The 15,074-nt window shown below is 46.3% G+C and carries 17 protein-coding genes and 1 riboswitch; of the genes, 10 read left to right on the forward strand and 7 right to left on the reverse strand.

All coding sequences use genetic code 11. The features are described 5' to 3' along the window. The first annotated feature begins 86 nt into the window (after positions 1 to 86). The 5 genes from ACM6JA_RS30330 (at position 87) to ACM6JA_RS30350 (ending at position 4,832) form a co-directional block, all read left to right on the forward strand. Positions 87 to 842, forward strand: coding sequence for a DUF4097 family beta strand repeat-containing protein (locus ACM6JA_RS30330; RefSeq protein ID WP_414855398.1), 756 nt, complete (start codon positions 87 to 89; stop codon positions 840 to 842). A 249-nt stretch (positions 843 to 1,091) separates the two neighbouring features. Then, positions 1,092 to 2,045, forward strand: a complete 954-nt coding sequence (locus tag ACM6JA_RS30335; protein WP_007724654.1) for an ABC transporter permease — start codon at positions 1,092 to 1,094, stop codon at positions 2,043 to 2,045. Further along, positions 2,042 to 2,983: an iron chelate uptake ABC transporter family permease subunit gene (locus ACM6JA_RS30340; RefSeq protein WP_007724652.1), complete on the forward strand. Its 942-nt coding sequence runs from the start codon at positions 2,042 to 2,044 to the stop codon at positions 2,981 to 2,983. Before ACM6JA_RS30335 ends, ACM6JA_RS30340 begins: the two co-directional genes overlap by 4 nt. Continuing rightward, positions 2,980 to 3,738 (forward strand): ABC transporter ATP-binding protein, encoded by a 759-nt coding sequence (locus tag ACM6JA_RS30345; protein WP_414855399.1) that lies wholly within the window; start codon positions 2,980 to 2,982, stop codon positions 3,736 to 3,738. Before ACM6JA_RS30340 ends, ACM6JA_RS30345 begins: the two co-directional genes overlap by 4 nt. 104 nt (positions 3,739 to 3,842) lie before the next feature. Next, complete coding sequence (locus tag ACM6JA_RS30350; protein ID WP_007724648.1) at positions 3,843 to 4,832, forward strand: siderophore ABC transporter substrate-binding protein; 990 nt, start codon at positions 3,843 to 3,845, stop codon at positions 4,830 to 4,832. An 85-nt stretch (positions 4,833 to 4,917) separates the two neighbouring features. On the opposite strand, the gene ACM6JA_RS30355 is transcribed toward ACM6JA_RS30350, so the two are convergent. The 7 genes from ACM6JA_RS30355 to ACM6JA_RS30385 all read right to left on the reverse strand — a co-directional run bounded on the left by ACM6JA_RS30355 (position 4,918) and on the right by ACM6JA_RS30385 (position 10,258). Beyond that, on the reverse strand, positions 4,918 to 5,574 hold the full coding sequence (locus ACM6JA_RS30355; protein WP_173619899.1) for a DJ-1/PfpI family protein: 657 nt from the start codon (positions 5,572 to 5,574) through the stop codon (positions 4,918 to 4,920). A 205-nt stretch (positions 5,575 to 5,779) separates the two neighbouring features. Further along, positions 5,780 to 6,643, reverse strand: a complete 864-nt coding sequence (locus tag ACM6JA_RS30360) for an ABC transporter ATP-binding protein (RefSeq protein ID WP_414855400.1) — start codon at positions 6,641 to 6,643, stop codon at positions 5,780 to 5,782. 177 nt (positions 6,644 to 6,820) lie between these two features. Continuing rightward, positions 6,821 to 7,114: a YxcD family protein gene (locus ACM6JA_RS30365; protein ID WP_414855401.1), complete on the reverse strand. Its 294-nt coding sequence runs from the start codon at positions 7,112 to 7,114 to the stop codon at positions 6,821 to 6,823. Further along, positions 7,102 to 7,536, reverse strand: a complete 435-nt coding sequence (locus ACM6JA_RS30370) for a hypothetical protein (protein WP_007724637.1) — start codon at positions 7,534 to 7,536, stop codon at positions 7,102 to 7,104. Before ACM6JA_RS30370 ends, ACM6JA_RS30365 begins: the two co-directional genes overlap by 13 nt. Positions 7,537 to 7,685: 149 nt before the next feature. Beyond that, on the reverse strand, positions 7,686 to 8,348 hold the full coding sequence (locus tag ACM6JA_RS30375) for a methionine ABC transporter permease (RefSeq protein ID WP_414855402.1): 663 nt from the start codon (positions 8,346 to 8,348) through the stop codon (positions 7,686 to 7,688). Beyond that, complete coding sequence (locus ACM6JA_RS30380) at positions 8,348 to 9,385, reverse strand: methionine ABC transporter ATP-binding protein (protein WP_007724631.1); 1,038 nt, start codon at positions 9,383 to 9,385, stop codon at positions 8,348 to 8,350. Before ACM6JA_RS30380 ends, ACM6JA_RS30375 begins: the two co-directional genes overlap by 1 nt. A gap of 42 nt (positions 9,386 to 9,427) precedes the next feature. Further along, the gene (locus tag ACM6JA_RS30385) at positions 9,428 to 10,258 is read right to left on the reverse strand and encodes a MetQ/NlpA family ABC transporter substrate-binding protein (RefSeq protein WP_414855403.1); all 831 of its coding nucleotides are present in this window, start codon (positions 10,256 to 10,258) and stop codon (positions 9,428 to 9,430) included. Between the two features lie 101 nt (positions 10,259 to 10,359). Further along, positions 10,360 to 10,462, reverse strand: a riboswitch (SAM riboswitch). 220 nt (positions 10,463 to 10,682) lie between these two features. Between ACM6JA_RS30385 and ACM6JA_RS30390 the strand changes: the two genes are divergently transcribed. The 5 genes from ACM6JA_RS30390 (at position 10,683) to ACM6JA_RS30410 (ending at position 15,070) form a co-directional block, all read left to right on the forward strand. After that, positions 10,683 to 11,039, forward strand: coding sequence for a hypothetical protein (locus ACM6JA_RS30390; RefSeq protein WP_015893853.1), 357 nt, complete (start codon positions 10,683 to 10,685; stop codon positions 11,037 to 11,039). A 197-nt stretch (positions 11,040 to 11,236) separates the two neighbouring features. After that, positions 11,237 to 12,310 (forward strand): ABC transporter substrate-binding protein, encoded by a 1,074-nt coding sequence (locus ACM6JA_RS30395; RefSeq protein ID WP_414855404.1) that lies wholly within the window; start codon positions 11,237 to 11,239, stop codon positions 12,308 to 12,310. 188 nt (positions 12,311 to 12,498) lie between these two features. Continuing rightward, a complete protein-coding gene (locus tag ACM6JA_RS30400) occupies positions 12,499 to 13,428 on the forward strand; it encodes a nucleoside hydrolase (protein ID WP_007724618.1) in 930 nt (309 codons plus the stop codon). 26 nt (positions 13,429 to 13,454) lie between these two features. Then, a complete protein-coding gene (locus ACM6JA_RS30405; RefSeq protein ID WP_414855405.1) occupies positions 13,455 to 14,276 on the forward strand; it encodes an ABC transporter permease in 822 nt (273 codons plus the stop codon). A gap of 5 nt (positions 14,277 to 14,281) precedes the next feature. Beyond that, a complete protein-coding gene (locus ACM6JA_RS30410) occupies positions 14,282 to 15,070 on the forward strand; it encodes an ABC transporter permease (protein ID WP_017252586.1) in 789 nt (262 codons plus the stop codon). The last annotated feature ends 4 nt before the right edge of the window (positions 15,071 to 15,074 follow it).

Here is a 15,074-nt window from a genome sequence, read left to right on the forward strand (position 1 = left end):
CTGTAGCCTGATTTCTCTTCTACGCTGTTTTGATACGATGTTATAGAACTTATCTTGTAAAAATAACCAGTATCGAGGGGAAACAAATGAAACAGTGGATAGGAATAGGTTTAATCGCTGTGGGAATTGGCTTGGCCGGATGCACGATCAACGATAATGTGATCAAGATTGAAGAAGAAAAAAGGCAGCTTGAATTGCCTGCGGAGTCCATCGAGGCGTTGAATATTGTTACGGATTCGGGAGATTTGATCGTCAAAGGTGATGAAAAAGCAACCGTGATTCATGTAGAGGCTGATATCAAATCGAAAAATGTCAAACCCGAAGAAATCATCATTACCCTTGAGAAGGATGGGAATACCGCAACTCTACGATCCGAAGTGAACACAGATATCGGTTTTAACTATGTGGACATGACGCTAACGGTAATCGTTCCTGCCCAGCTGCCGATAGCCCTTACCGATGGATCAGGAGATATTGACATGACGAATCTAACAGGAAAGCTCACGATTGAGGATGACTCTGGTGATATTCGATTAACGAATACGAACGGAGAGGTAGAGATTCGTGACCAGTCCGGTGATATCAAGATCCAGGACGCGTCGGCCCTCAAACTGATCGAAGACGATTCAGGTGATATCGTCATGGAAAATACGGGTGGAAACGTAGCGATTCACGATCAATCCGGTGATATGTATATTAGGAAGCATAAAGGTGATATTACGATATCGGACCAAAGCGGCGATGTTGTCATTGATACAGTCGAAGGAAATGTACTGATTGAGAATGACGGGAGCGGAGATCGATTCGTTCAAAACGTAACAGGCTCGTACACATCCAAATAATCATGACCGTCAGGGTTTTTGCCCTGGCGGTTTTCTTGTTCTTGTCGGTATTTTGACAGGTTGAGGAAAAAATTAGCCGACTAATGAAAAAAAGCTTTCCCTTCCGATAAAGAAGTGCTAATATAACAAAGGTAGTTCTAATTGAGAATGAATCTCTTTATTAATGATCATGAGAATTATTCTCTCTCGTAAATACTCGAGTCAATACGGAACATTACTCCATGAAAAAGTAAGAAGAGTAGGGACGCGATGAAAAAGAGATATTTGGTTGTAGCACTTATTTTGCTATCGTTCGTTTCACTTTTTATTGGCGTGAAAGATATATCTCCGTGGGATCTGTTCAATCTCACAGATGACAAAGTGCAAGTGCTGTGGATTAGCAGGATTCCGCGTTTGATCAGCATTATCATCGCAGGGGTCAGCATGAGTATCGCCGGATTGATCATGCAACAGCTGACCCGAAACAAGTTCGTTTCTCCGACGACAGCCGGGACAGAGGATTCCGTTCGATTCGGAATATTGGTTTCACTGTTGGTGTTCGCTGATGCGAGCTCTTGGGTGAGGCTGCTCGTTGCTTTTGCATTTGCTCTCTTTGGAACCTTTGTCTTTATGAAGATTCTTGAAAGAATCAAATTTAAAGACTCCATTTTCATCCCGTTAGTGGGACTGATGTTTGGAAACATCGTCGGATCCATCACGACGTTTTTCGCTTATAAGCATGACCTGATGCAAAACATGTCTGCTTGGTTGCATGGAGATTTCTCCACCATAATGAAAGGCAGCTACGAGCTTTTATACATAAGCATTCCGCTGGTGATTATCGCTTACTTGTATGCGAACAAGTTCACCATTGCCGGAATGGGTGAAGAGTTCGCCATCAACCTCGGGTTGAACTACAAGCATGTCGTCAACATTGGACTGGTCATTGTCGCTTGTGTGACCTCGGTAGTTATTCTCACAGTAGGGACAATCCCGTTTTTGGGGCTGATCATTCCCAATCTGGTTACGATCTACCTGGGAGATAACCTGAAAAAAAGCTTATCTCATACCGCTTTGCTTGGCGCGGTGTTTGTACTTGCTTGTGATATCCTGGGACGCCTCATCATTTTCCCATACGAGATTTCCATCGGCTTGATGGTTGGGGTCATAGGCAGCGGGATATTCGTGTACTTACTCATGAGAAGAAAGGCATATGAACAATGAAAGCGAAGATAGGTGCCCTGTCGATTGTGGCCATTGCTTTGATAGCCATTTTTATGATGATTGACGCCGGTGGCAACTGGGATTATGTCCTTCCTCGGCGGGCTAAGAAAATTCTTGCCATCATTTTAACCGGTTGCATCATCGCCTTCTCTACGATGATCTTCCAGACCATCACGAACAACCGAATCTTGACGCCTAGCATCATCGGCCTCGATTCGCTCTATATGTTCATCCAAACATTTGTGATCTTTGTGTTTGGCTCCACCCATTTCACCTTGATGAACAACAACGTAAACTTTCTGATCTCGACAGGTGGGATGGTGCTTTTCGCAGGCTTGCTCTACAAATTCCTGTTTAAGAGGGAAGGGCAAAATATTTACTTCCTGCTCCTCGTCGGATTGATCTTGGGCACATTGTTCAGCAGTTTGTCCACGTTCATGCAAGTGTTGATTGATCCGAATGAGTTTCTGGTTGTGCAAGACCGAATGTTCGCCAGCTTCAACAATGTAAAAACAGACCTGTTGATCACGAGCTTTGTTCTGGTCATCGCAATCATGATTTACTTCTGGCGATACATCAAGTACTTGGATGTGTTATCACTCGGTCGGGACCAGGCGATCAATTTGGGGATTCCGTACGATTTTGTCATTAAGCGGTTCCTCGTTGTTATTGCCATTCTCGTGTCGATCGCGACAGCGCTCGTTGGACCGATTACCTTCCTTGGACTGCTGGTAGCGAATCTCGCCCATCAGTTTATGAAAACCTATCAGCATAAATACTTGCTGGTGGGCTCGGCTTTAATCAGTGTGATTGCACTGGTTGGCGGTTTGTTGATTGTGGAGCGTGTACTTGCGTTCTCCACGACGCTCAGTGTCATCGTCAACTTTATTGGTGGGGTTTACTTCATCTATCTTCTGTTAAAGGAGAATAAAGCGTGATAGAAGTCCGGAATGTCACAAAACAGTATGGTAGCAAAAATGTCGTGGAAAATGTCTCTGTGAAGATTGCCAAGGGGAAAATCACGTCTTTTATCGGACCCAATGGGGCCGGAAAGAGTACGCTGCTGTCGATGATTAGTCGCCTATTGACCAAGGATCAAGGCGAGGTTTTCATTGAGGGTCACGAGATTGGGCAGACAAAGAGCAGTGAGCTGGCAAAGAAAATCTCGATTCTCAAGCAATCGAACCACATTACGGTGCGCTTGACGATTCGTGAGCTGGTCAGCTTTGGTCGCTTCCCGTATTCACAAGGCAATTTGACAAAAGAGGATTGGAAGTATGTAGACGAGGCTATCCAATATTTGGAGCTCACGGACATTCAACACAAGTACCTCGACCAGTTGAGTGGCGGTCAGCGTCAACGCGCTTACATCGCGATGGTTGTCGCTCAAAATACGGAATACGTCCTCTTGGATGAGCCGCTCAACAATTTGGATATGAAGCATTCCGTCCAGATCATGAAAGTGCTGCGACGTCTGGTAGACGAAAGGGGCAAAACGGTTGTCATTGTCATTCACGATATCAACTTCGCTTCCGTCTATTCGGATTATATCGTCGCTCTCAAGGACGGCAAGGTCGTGAAGGAAGGCACTACTGACGAGATCATAACACGACCGATCTTGAAAGATGTCTATGACATGGATATCCATATTGAAGACATTGAAGAAAATAAAATCTGTGTCTATTTCGCGTAAGCTCCATCTTCCTATCGTTAAAATTTTGATGGTCTGCCGGGGGTTTCATCAGCAAGCTATCAATAATTTTATATACTTTTACATTCTATATAGAGGTGAGAGAAGTGAACAAAAAATTACTCATGCTGTTTATGGCAGTACTGTTGGCTGTATTCACAGCTGCATGCGGCTCCAATAACGCCGCTCCTGCAACACCTGCAGCGGACGCAACCAAAGCACCTGAAGCTGCACAAACATCCGAAGAAGTTACGATCAAGCATAAATTGGGTGAAGCAAAACTGAAAAAGAATCCAAAAACCGTTGTAGCATTTGACTACGGTGTTCTGGATTCCTTGGACAAATTGGGTATCGAAGTAGCGGGTGTTGCACAGTCTTCCAGCATTCCTGCATACCTGGAAAAGTTCAAAGATGCGAAATACACAAATGTTGGTGGTTTGAAAGAGCCAGACTTTGAAAAAATCAATGCAATGAAACCAGATGTCATCTTCATTTCTGGTCGTCAACAAGATGCTTACGAAGAACTGAACAAAATTGCTCCAACCATCTTCATGGGTGTAGACAATGCGAAGTACATGGAATCTTTCAAAGAGAACATGAAAACATTGGGTACCGTCTTTGGTAAAGAAGCACAAGTAGAAGAAGAGCTGGGCAAAATCGATGCATCTATCAAGGAATTGAATGCAAAAGCAACTGCAAGCGGCAAGACTGCTCTGATTGTTATGGTTAACGAAGGCAAGTTGAACGCTTATGGCGCTGGTTCCCGTTTTGGTATCCTGCACGGTGAATTCGGATTTACGCCTGTAGACAAAAACATTTCTGTAGAAAACCATGGTCAAAGCGTTTCCTTTGAATATATCGCAGAAAAAGATCCAGACTACCTGTTCGTAATTGATCGTGGCAACGCGATTTCCAAGAATAAAGAAGTGTCTACTTCTACACAGCAAACTGTAGAAAACGACCTGATTAAGAACACGAAAGCATTCAAAACTGGCAACATCATTTACCTCGATTCCAGCAACTGGTACTTGTCTGGTGGCGGATTGGTATCTACCGCTGGCATGGCAGAAGAAGTTCTGAAAGAAGTTAAATGGTAAGAGGCTAGAAAAGAAAGTGGCGACAGCCGAAGGGAGTAAGACATTCCCTTGGCTGTCGCCTTTTCATTTTTTAGAGCGTGCTGATTTATACCCGGGGCTCCCGTTTTGCAAACTCCTGTAACATCCCTCTTATTTGTTCTACCAATAAAGCAGGTGCCTTCTTTGGTGAACCCGAGTCAAACGGCGGCTGGGGATCGTATTCCAAAATCAACTGGACTCCTTTACTCATATCTTCTCCCAATTCCCATGCAACTAATTGGAGTGCCATGTCGATACCAGAGGAAACGCCGGCCGCTGTAACGATTTTGCCCTGACGAACGACTCTTTCCTCTGTTGGAGTGGTTCCAAGAGATTGGAGTAGTTCGAAGGAACCCCAATGAGTGGTGGCTACGGCTCCTTGTAACAAGCCTGCGGCGCTCAAGATCAGAGAGCCATTGCAAACAGACGTAGTCCATTTCGTTGTTTCATGTATGTGGCGAATCCACTGTAGGGTTTCTTCGTCATTCATAGGGGTTTTATAATTGGGCGGACTGCAACCGGGAACAACAAGAATATCAGCGGAAGTAACTTCAGAAAAACTGTAATCGGCATGTAAATAACCCATATTGGAGTCAAGCTTGATTAACCCCTTTTTCTTAGCGACAAACTTCACTTCACATTTCAGCGTAGCAGCGAATACATCGTATGGACCAATTGCATCTAATGCGGTGATGCCGTCGAAAAGCAAGATGGCAACCTTCATGATGATCTCTCCTTTGAAATGGGATATTTTTCTTGCAAACAAATACTAACATACGTATATGGGGTATATGTATGTCGGGATTGTGACTAACTGTAAGGTTTTCTAATCCCTTGTAACGAAAAGAGATAAACAGTAGGTATAGCAAAAAGCCGGTTACACCGTAAAACATGGTGAAAACCGGCTTTTTGCTAGCGGATTCTAACAATTATCTGGCTCCAACCAGCTTGCGCTCTTCCGTGTAAACAGGTTGGGTCTTGTTTTCGTTTGGTTGCTTTTGATCCACAGCATGAGACAGCTCATAAGGGAGGCAGAGCGGTACACCCGTGCGAGGATCAATCAGGATGTCTGCTTCGATGTTGAATACCTTACGCAGCATCTCAGGCGTCATGACTTCAACAGGGCTTCCCTCAGCGACAACGGTACCGCGAGAGATTGCAACCATGTGCTGTGCATAACGGGTTGCATGGTTCAGATCGTGGACGACCATGACGATCGTACGATTTTCTTCGTCATTCAGCTTTTGCAGAAGCTTGAGAACCTCCAGCTGGTGAGCCATATCCAGGAATGTCGTAGGCTCATCCAGGAACAGGATGTCTGTTCCTTGCGCCAGTGCCATCGCAATCCAGGCGCGCTGGCGCTGACCACCGGATAGCTGGTCAACCGGACGATCATGGAAATCGACCATGCCGGTCATGGAGATAGCCCAGTTTACGATCTCCTTGTCTTCCTTGGTCAAAGAGCCGAAGCCTTTTTGATGGGGGAAGCGGCCATACGTAACGAGCTCAGACACGGTCAAGCCATCGGGTGCGGTTGGGTTTTGCGGCAAAATCGCCAGTTGCTTGGCGACTTCCTTGGTCGATTGCTGGTGGATCGATTTTCCGTCCAAAAATACTTGTCCGCCGGTTGGTTTCATAATCCGGGCGAGAGTTTTGAGGATCGTCGATTTACCAGAACCATTTGCACCGACCAGGGCAGTGATTTTTCCAGAAGGAATGCTGATGTTCAAGTCTTTGACAATGGAAAGCTCACCGTATCCGATGTCCAGCTTTTGCGTGTATAAGCGCTCCACAATGGGCCAACTCCTTTTTAAACAAAATATGTACCTGTATAAGTAAATGTAGTAATGATAATCATTTTCACTAAGTTAAAGTATATAACGGAACGAGGTCAAATTCAATATGTAAAAAGCCAACCTGCTCACATGCGTGAACAAATTGGCCTTGGGTTAACAAATGATTATCCAGTGTTAGTAGGTGATATGAGCGATAATCCCTTGTTCGTCGTCCAATACCAGCTCGATACCGGCAGAATAAGGGTTGCGCTGCATCTGGGTCTCCAGGTAGTAGCGAATCGCTTCAATCATATTCATCTCGATGAAGACTTGCTGGCGCTCCATCCAGTGTACTTCAGCAGAGAAGCCATATTCTTCGTCCCACATCAGCTCGACGGAGATGTCTTGTGGCTGCAATTGTTTTTTGTAAGCTGCGTGAATACAGATCGCATTAATGATATCTTGTTCGGAAAATGTTATCTTTTCCATGCGTTCAGTTCCTGTTCTTTCTCACGCTTGTTTTTGAAGTAGACGATCACTTTGCGGATCAGGATAATCACAGCGAGGATCGCCATCAGGTTGATCATGAAGCCAAGGATGGAGCCCAGGATACCCATGTCACCGAACAGGGATCCGAACAGCAAACCGGCCAGACCACCAATCATGAGACCTTTCATGAATCCGCCGCTTTTGCTTGCTGTAGCAGCAGGAGTTGTTGTTGTACCTTTATTTGTTGAAGCATTTACATTCGTATCTGCTTTGTTAGGCGTTTGCGTGTTCGTAGGAGCCGTATTAGAATTGAAAGATTTTTTCCCGGACTTATAGCCTTTCGCGTCGGCATGATCAATGAATCCTCCGGCTGGAGCGAGTACGAGCATTACGGCAACCAACATCATGATGAGTTTTTTCATGTTATTTGAGTAGCCCCTCTCATTTAAATGACTTGTATATATAAGTTTACATGAATATCGAGCGGAATTCCAACGAACTTTCAGTGACGATCGGTCTAAATACCTACAAAAAAGCCCCTGACAAGCGATCTCGTCAGGGGTTCTTCGATTTACGCACTCTTTTTCAGTTTTCGGGCTGCCCAGTTACCCAACGATTGAATGAGCTGGACCAAGACGACGAGGATAATGACGGTAATGATCATGACTTCGATGTCCCATTGCTGGTAGCCGTAGCGCAAGGCGAGATCGCCGAGTCCGCCGGCACCGACTGCCCCAGCCATAGCAGTAGCCCCAATCAAACCGATGGTTGCGATTGTCAGGCATAGGACGATGCCAGGCCGTGCTTCGCGCAGCATGATTCGAAAAATAATCTGCGTCCGGGATGCGCCCATCGCCTGATACGCTTCGATAACGCCACGATCTACGTCATGCAGGGCCGTTTCCATCAGGCGTGAGATGTAAGGCGAGGTATAGACGATGAGCGGCACAATTGCTCCTTCAATCCCAATCGAAGTACCCACGATCAACTCCGTAAAAGGAATGATCGCAACCATCAGGATAATAAAAGGCAACGAACGCACAATGTTGATGATCGTATTCAGGGTGTGATAGATGATTCTGTTCGGGAAAAGGTGATTCGCCTGTGTGATGACCAATAAAATCCCGAGCGGAATCCCGATCAACGTCGCAATGAACAACGAAATTCCAACCATGATGACAGTCTCTTGCAGAGATTGCCCGAATACCGGAATCATTTCAATCAGACGCTCCATTAGCTCCGCACCTCCTCTGGTGACACAATATCTACGCGGTAGACGGATTCGCGCAAGTAGCGAATGCCATCCTGAATGGCCTGATCTTCACCAGAAATGTGCAAAAGCAAAATGCCAAGCGCCGTTCCCTTAATGGTTGTAATCGAGCCGTACAACAGATTCGTACTGATCGGAAAACGTGCGGACAAGGTACCGAGAACAGGATCGAGAGCGGCATCACCGCGAAAGGCAACGCGAACAATTTTGGAAACGGGTCCGGTTTCTTTTATCTTGGACAAAATCTCCTGTGGTACCTGATCGTCGAAAACCGTTTTGATAAAATTACGGGTCGTTTGCTCTTGCGGATTGCTGAAAACATCCAGAACAGAGCCTTGCTCGATGACGACGCCATTTTCCATGATGGCTACCTGGTCGCAGATTTTTTTGATGACCTGCATTTCATGCGTAATCAGCACGATGGTCAGGTTAAACTTTCGATTGATGTCGAGCAACAGCTCCAGAATCGATTCGGTCGTCTGCGGGTCGAGAGCGGAAGTCGCTTCGTCACAGAGCAGGATTTCCGGATCAGTCGCAAGCGCACGAGCGATGCCCACCCGTTGCTTTTGTCCACCGGATAGCTGAGAAGGATAAGCGTTTGCTTTATCAGACAAGCCAACCAAGCCGAGAAGGTCTTCTACCTTGCGCTTAATGACATCTTTGGGGACGCGATTCATCCGCAAGATTTCCGCGACATTGTCAAAGACATTATAGGAAGAGAGCAGGTTGAAGTGTTGAAAAATAATCCCGATCTTTTTGCGAGCTTGCCGCAGTTCTTTTTCCTTGAGGGTCAGCATGTTCTGGCCATTGACGATCACAGAACCGCTAGTCGGCTTCTCCAACAGGTTGATGGTACGGAGCAGGGTACTTTTCCCCGCTCCGCTAAAGCCGATAACCCCGTAGATTTGCCCTTTTTCCACCTGCAGGGATACGCCCTTCAATGCTTCTACCTGCTTGTTTCCTACTTGATACGACTTATGAATATCGGTTAGCTGTATCATAACGAGTTCTCCTTGTTGTTCTTGATGTTCCTGGCGTCGATCTTACCAGGACGGCAGTACAGCTCCTTCAAAACGTTCGTCGATGAATTTTTTTACTTCTTCCGAGCGGTAGATGTCCACCAGCTTTTTGACAGCAGGGTTGTTTTTGTTGGTTTCGTTGACTGCCAAAATGTTTACATAGGGAGAGTCAGCCGTCTCAGCGAAGATTGCATCTTTTTGCGGGGAGTAGCCAGCTTCCATTGCGAAGTTCGTATTAATCGAAGCGACTTCTACGTTCTTCAGCGAGCGTGCCAGGAAAGCAGCCTCCAGCTCTTTGAATTGCAAATTTTTTGGATTTTCTACGATGTCCAGTGGTGTTGCGTTGTCACCCACGCCATCTTTGAGCTTAATCAAACCAGCTGCCTGATAGAGCAGCAGGGCACGTGCTCGGTTGGTCGGGTCGTTTTGAATGCCGACAACGCCGCCAGCAGGGATGTCCTCGACTTTTTTATGCTTGGTGGAGTACAGACCCATCGGGTACGTCACGGTTTTTCCGACCTCGACGATCTTTGTTTTGTGATCTTGATTGAACTTCGCCAAGAACGGGATGGTTTGGAAGCTGTTTACATCGAGATTTCCTTTATCGAGAGCTTGGTTCGGCTGTACGTAATCGTTGAAAACGACGACTTCGACGTCGAGCCCTTTGCCTTTTGCGACTTCTTTTACTTTGTTGAGAATCTCTTCGTGCGGGCCGCCAGTGACGCCTACCTTGAGTGAGGTTTGTTCAGCAGCAGTGCCGCCGTTAGCAGGTGCAGCTTCTTGTTTACCGCCGCAAGCCGTTACGAGCGATGCAGCGAGCAGTAGTGCAGTGAGCAGTAGACCAGTCTTTTTCATGAAAATACCCCTTTTCTCTGGATGTAAGATGGAATAGAAAAAGCCTCTTCCGACAGAAGAGGCGAAAACTGCGAGTATGTATCCACACTGCAACAATACCTCTCTTATCTGTCGGAATAAATTCCGCTGGATTTGGCACCGTATCGTTTGCGATAGGTTGCCGAGGTGTCGTAGGGCCAGTCCCTCAACCTCTCTTCATAAGAGAATGTGCTATGAAATTATCATTCCAAACATTGTTGTTAATTCTTATTTGGATAGTTGGATTATAACGACTGATTTTTTAGGTGTCAACTGTTTTTGCAAACGAATGACTTGGTGGAAAAATGTGAAATTGATCTAAATACGAATATTCTATTGAAGAATCGGAAAATCATTTGTATAATGAGAGCGAATGAACCCGATACCAGCTATCGCAGGTGATGACATGACTCTAGTGGACTCCAATGAAACCAGAAAAAAGCTGTCTGCCATCTATAATGAGATAGCAAAAGAGTTGTTCGGATTTGGAACGACTCTGCTCCGAGTCACGATTGAAAATCAGATGATTACGTTCCAAGCCAAGCATCGCCGCTCTCCGCGCTCACAAGCGTTGGAAGGAGAAGCACCGGCCCTCAAGCTCGAAGTCGATTTTCGGATGTCCCTTCTTTATAAGAAGAGACTGCGAGAGCGATTGGAAGAAGAGATGGGGTTGCCGTTGGAAGCCGTGCTGCGGGACTATGATGCGCCTACACAGTGGGCGATCACAAATGTTATTTTAGCTGAATCAGAACTGAATACCTGACGCAATCGTTCGGATTTTCTCTTTTGATCTATCTTAAGGGGAGACCGTAGACTTTGCGTAAAAACGGGTGTCACTTCTCTTTGTTTACGAAGAAAAGTGCTCTTGTTTAGAATGATACGTTCTAATCAAGGGTACTTTTCTTTTTATTGTATCACCATATTTTGTCATCAAATGAACCCAACTGGAGGAGAATTACGATGAAAAAATTACTTGCTGGAATCCTGTCTTTTTCTATGATGTCACTGGCTCTCGCTGGCTGTGGCAGCAATGATCAACCACAAGCGGGAGGAGCTGGCGGCGAAGCCAAGGGTGAGCCACAAAAGCTGGTCATCTCCACATGGGGCTTTTCCGAAGACTTTTTCCGCAAAGAAGTATATGAGCCGTTTGAAAAAGAACATAACGTGAAAATTGTCCTGGAAATCGGGAACAACGCAGAGCGTCTGAACAAAATTCGCCAAGGAAGCTCCGATGTAGACTTGATCTACCTCTCTGACTACTATGCACAGCAAGGGATTGAGAGTGGCGCATTTGAAAAAATCGACCGCAGCCGCATCCCGAACATGGATCAAATCTACGACATCGCCAAAGCACCACTGGGCGAGGAGTACGGTCCAGCTTACACGATTGGTCAATTCGGGATTGCCTACAATCCAAAGCTCGTGAAAACAGAGATCAAGGATTGGAAAGACCTGTGGAACCCAGAGCTGACGGGCAAGCTGACACTGCCAAGCATTACGTCCACAACTGGCCCGATGGTTCTCGACAGTGCTTCTGCGGTCGCGGGCAGCAAGGAATTTAACGAGGATCAAGCCTTCGCGAAAATGAAAGAAGTCAACCAAAGTGTAGTGAAGTTCTACGATAAGACTTCCGAATACGTGAACATGTTTGGTCAAGAAGAAATCGGCGTAGGACCGATCATGGAAATGTACTTCAAAGACATCAAAGCCGCTGTTCCAGAAGCTGTTTTCGTACAACCTGCAAGCGGCGGATATGCGGTCATGAATACGGTTAACATCGTAAAAGGCTCGAAAAACAAAGCACTGGCTGAAGAATTCATCAACTACCAGCTGAGCAAGGAAGTTCAGGAAAAAACAGCAAAAGCAAAAATCGATTCCCCTGTAAACAAGTCTGTTCAACTGACAGAAGAAGAAGCAAAAGGCGTAACGTACGGGGAAGAAACCGTAAGCAAGCTGCGTATGCTGGACATGAAATTCGTTAACGAGCACTCCAAAGCATGGATTGACCGTTGGAATCGTGAAATCACGCAATAACGAACGATAGAAAAACAAAGGGCGAGGGTATAGACAATTTCGGATATACCCTCGTTTTTCAACGTATAGGAATTTATAAAATAAATTCCGGAGCGCATGAAAACATTCCGCTAAAACGCGGTCGCTCCACGTTGAATAGGCTTCGATAGAAGTTTTCTTATTAGGAATGAACGTGAGGAGGACCACTCGTGCAAAAGATCATTCTTGACGTGGATACGGGCATTGATGATGCACTTGGCATTATTCTCGCTGTGAAGAGCGGGCAATTTGATCTGGTTGGCATCACTACGGTGAATGGCAACGTGTCGCTACGAAAAGCCACAGAAAACACATGCAAAATTCTCGATTTCTTACAAGTCGGCGAGCAAATCCCTGTTGTCTGTGGAGCATCTGAACCTCTGCTGCGGCCGTTGTTTTTCGAGCACGCTGTACATGGTGAAGATGGCTTGGGAGGTGCCCTTGCCGGAGTTCCGATTTACAAGGAACCGACTGCTGGCTTTGCTCCTGATTTCATCGTGGAAAACGTACTCGCGCATTCCGGAGAGATTACACTGATCATGACGGGGCCGCTGACCAATTTGGCACTGGCAGTCAAAAAATGCCCAGAGCTTGTCCAGCACGTCAAGGAAGTCATTTTCATGGGTGGAGTGGTCCGCGAGCATGGCAATGTGACGCCGGTTGCGGAGTATAACATGTACGTCGATCCAGAGGCAGCGAAGGTTGTGTTTCATGCCGGATTCCCACAATTGACGCTGGTTGGACTGGATGTGACGCGAAGAGTGCTGCTGAACGAGGAACATATTCGCGAGCTAGGAGATACACCGATGGGCGAGTACGTAAGACAGAGTACGTCTGATTACCTCCATCGCTATTTCGGGCGAAATGGCGTCTATGCGTGCGCCATGCATGATCCATTGGCTGTCGCAGTCGCACTCGATCCCAAGCTGGTGAAGACGCAGAAGCTGTATGTAGATATCGAAACGAGAAGTGAGCTGTGTGATGGGCAAACGGTTTGCGACTTTCAAAACCGCCTGAAAAAAGAACCGAACATAAACGTCTGTCTGGACGTAGATGCAGATGCGTTCTTTGCGCGTTTTATCGGCGCATTGAAAGCCTGACGATACCGTGAACAGGAGTTAATCAGATGAGAAAAACGGGTCTTTATTTATTGCTGTTGCCGGGTGTGCTGTTTTTGACGCTGTTCATGGTCATTCCAATCGTGATGACGATTGCATCCACCCTTTATCAAGATGGTAGCTTTACGATTCAAGGCTATCTGCAATTTCTTACCGACGCGTACTTCCTGAAAATTATGCTGACAACGCTACAGGTCAGTCTGGTCACGACGATTGCGTGTGTTCTGATTGGTTTTCCTGCCGCGTACTACATTTCCAAGCTGGGCCCACGCAAAAAGGGTATCTTGCTGGCATTGGCGATTTTTCCTTTGCTGACTAGCTCTGTCGTGCGGTCGTTCTCTTGGATGATTATTCTCGGAAAAAAGGGCTTATTGAACAGCTCGCTGCTTGCAATCGGGCTCATCGATAAGCCGTTGGAAATATTATATACGCCGACTGCGATGATGATTGGTTTGATTCATCTGTTCCTGCCGCTGATCATTATTACGCTGGTAGGGGTGATGGAAAACATCGATCCAGATTTGCTGAAGGCGGCGGAAAGTTTGGGTGCTTCCAAGTTGACTGCCTTCTGGAAGGTCATTGTGCCACTTAGTGTACCCGGACTCATCATTGGTAGCATTCTAGTGTTTGTCGGAAGCTTGACCGCCTACACCACGCCTGCCCTGCTAGGTGGAAAACAGCGGGTCATCTCCACGTTCCTGTATCAAAATGCGATTACGCTCAATGACTGGCATTTGGCATCCGTCATTGCCACGATCATGATTGTCATTACATTTGTCGTCATCTATTTCATGAACAAGCTGGCGACGAAATTAAATCCGAAGGGGTAGAAGCTATGCAGGAGAAAAATCGCGGGTTGGCCCTGTTTACCTCTCTCGTCTTTCTGTTTTTGCTAGGGCCGCTCATTATCATTTCTTTTACGTCGTTTGAGCCGGGGAGCGTCTTGAAGTTTCCGCCGGAGGGCTTTTCCTGGCGGTGGTACGAAAACATTTTCAATGTAGAAATGTTCATGACTACATTCAAGACGTCGATGTTCGTTTCCTTGCTGGGGAATCTCTTGGCGCTCTTGTTGGGGATTCCAGCAGCCTATGCGCTCAGTCGCTTTGATTTTCGTGGCAAGGGCATTTTGAATGGCATTTTCATCTCACCTGTCCTGATTCCGGGTATCGTGATGGGCTTTGCCATGCTGAAATACGTCATTGTCGTGTACAATTTGCCGATTTATGCGGGACTTCTCGTCGGTCATACGGTGCTGATGCTTCCGTTTATCATTCGCGTCATTGCATCTTCCTTGTCCAACTTTGACTTCGCCATTGAAGAAGCAGCTTTAAGCCTTGGGGCAGGTCGTCTCGAAACCTTTTTCAAAGTCGTCTTGCCGAATATTCGCTCCGGGATTATTGCTGCGATTCTGATCGCTTTTCTGGAGTCGTTCAACAACGTAGATATCTCTGTTTTCATGACAGGACCAGGGGTAAGCACGCTGCCGATCCAGATGCTGACGTACGTAGAAAACAACTTCGATCCAACGATCGCCGCGATTTCCGTGCTGCTCATGATTCTTACGGCTATTCTCATGTTCATCATTGAACGTCTGATGGGGCTTTCCTACTTTACAAAACGATAACGGA

Source organism: Brevibacillus sp. IT-7CA2 (assembly GCF_949767855.1).
In the GTDB taxonomy this organism is placed as follows: Bacteria; Bacillota; Bacilli; order Brevibacillales; family Brevibacillaceae; genus Brevibacillus.

Coding starts and splice junctions, on each gene's coding strand:
- ACM6JA_RS30410 (WP_017252586.1), top strand. CDS start 14,282: ATGCAGGAGAAAAATCGCGGGTTGGCCCTGTTTACCTCTCTCGTCTTT.
- ACM6JA_RS30335 (WP_007724654.1), top strand. CDS start 1,092: ATGAAAAAGAGATATTTGGTTGTAGCACTTATTTTGCTATCGTTCGTT.
- ACM6JA_RS30370 (WP_007724637.1), bottom strand. CDS start 7,536: ATGAAAAAACTCATCATGATGTTGGTTGCCGTAATGCTCGTACTCGCT.
- ACM6JA_RS30380 (WP_007724631.1), bottom strand. CDS start 9,385: ATGATACAGCTAACCGATATTCATAAGTCGTATCAAGTAGGAAACAAG.
- ACM6JA_RS30365 (WP_414855401.1), bottom strand. CDS start 7,114: ATGGAAAAGATAACATTTTCCGAACAAGATATCATTAATGCGATCTGT.
- ACM6JA_RS30355 (WP_173619899.1), bottom strand. CDS start 5,574: ATGAAGGTTGCCATCTTGCTTTTCGACGGCATCACCGCATTAGATGCA.
- ACM6JA_RS30340 (WP_007724652.1), top strand. CDS start 2,042: ATGAAAGCGAAGATAGGTGCCCTGTCGATTGTGGCCATTGCTTTGATA.
- ACM6JA_RS30390 (WP_015893853.1), top strand. CDS start 10,683: ATGACTCTAGTGGACTCCAATGAAACCAGAAAAAAGCTGTCTGCCATC.
- ACM6JA_RS30385 (WP_414855403.1), bottom strand. CDS start 10,258: ATGAAAAAGACTGGTCTACTGCTCACTGCACTACTGCTCGCTGCATCG.
- ACM6JA_RS30375 (WP_414855402.1), bottom strand. CDS start 8,348: ATGGAGCGTCTGATTGAAATGATTCCGGTATTCGGGCAATCTCTGCAA.
- ACM6JA_RS30395 (WP_414855404.1), top strand. CDS start 11,237: ATGAAAAAATTACTTGCTGGAATCCTGTCTTTTTCTATGATGTCACTG.
- ACM6JA_RS30330 (WP_414855398.1), top strand. CDS start 87: ATGAAACAGTGGATAGGAATAGGTTTAATCGCTGTGGGAATTGGCTTG.
- ACM6JA_RS30405 (WP_414855405.1), top strand. CDS start 13,455: ATGAGAAAAACGGGTCTTTATTTATTGCTGTTGCCGGGTGTGCTGTTT.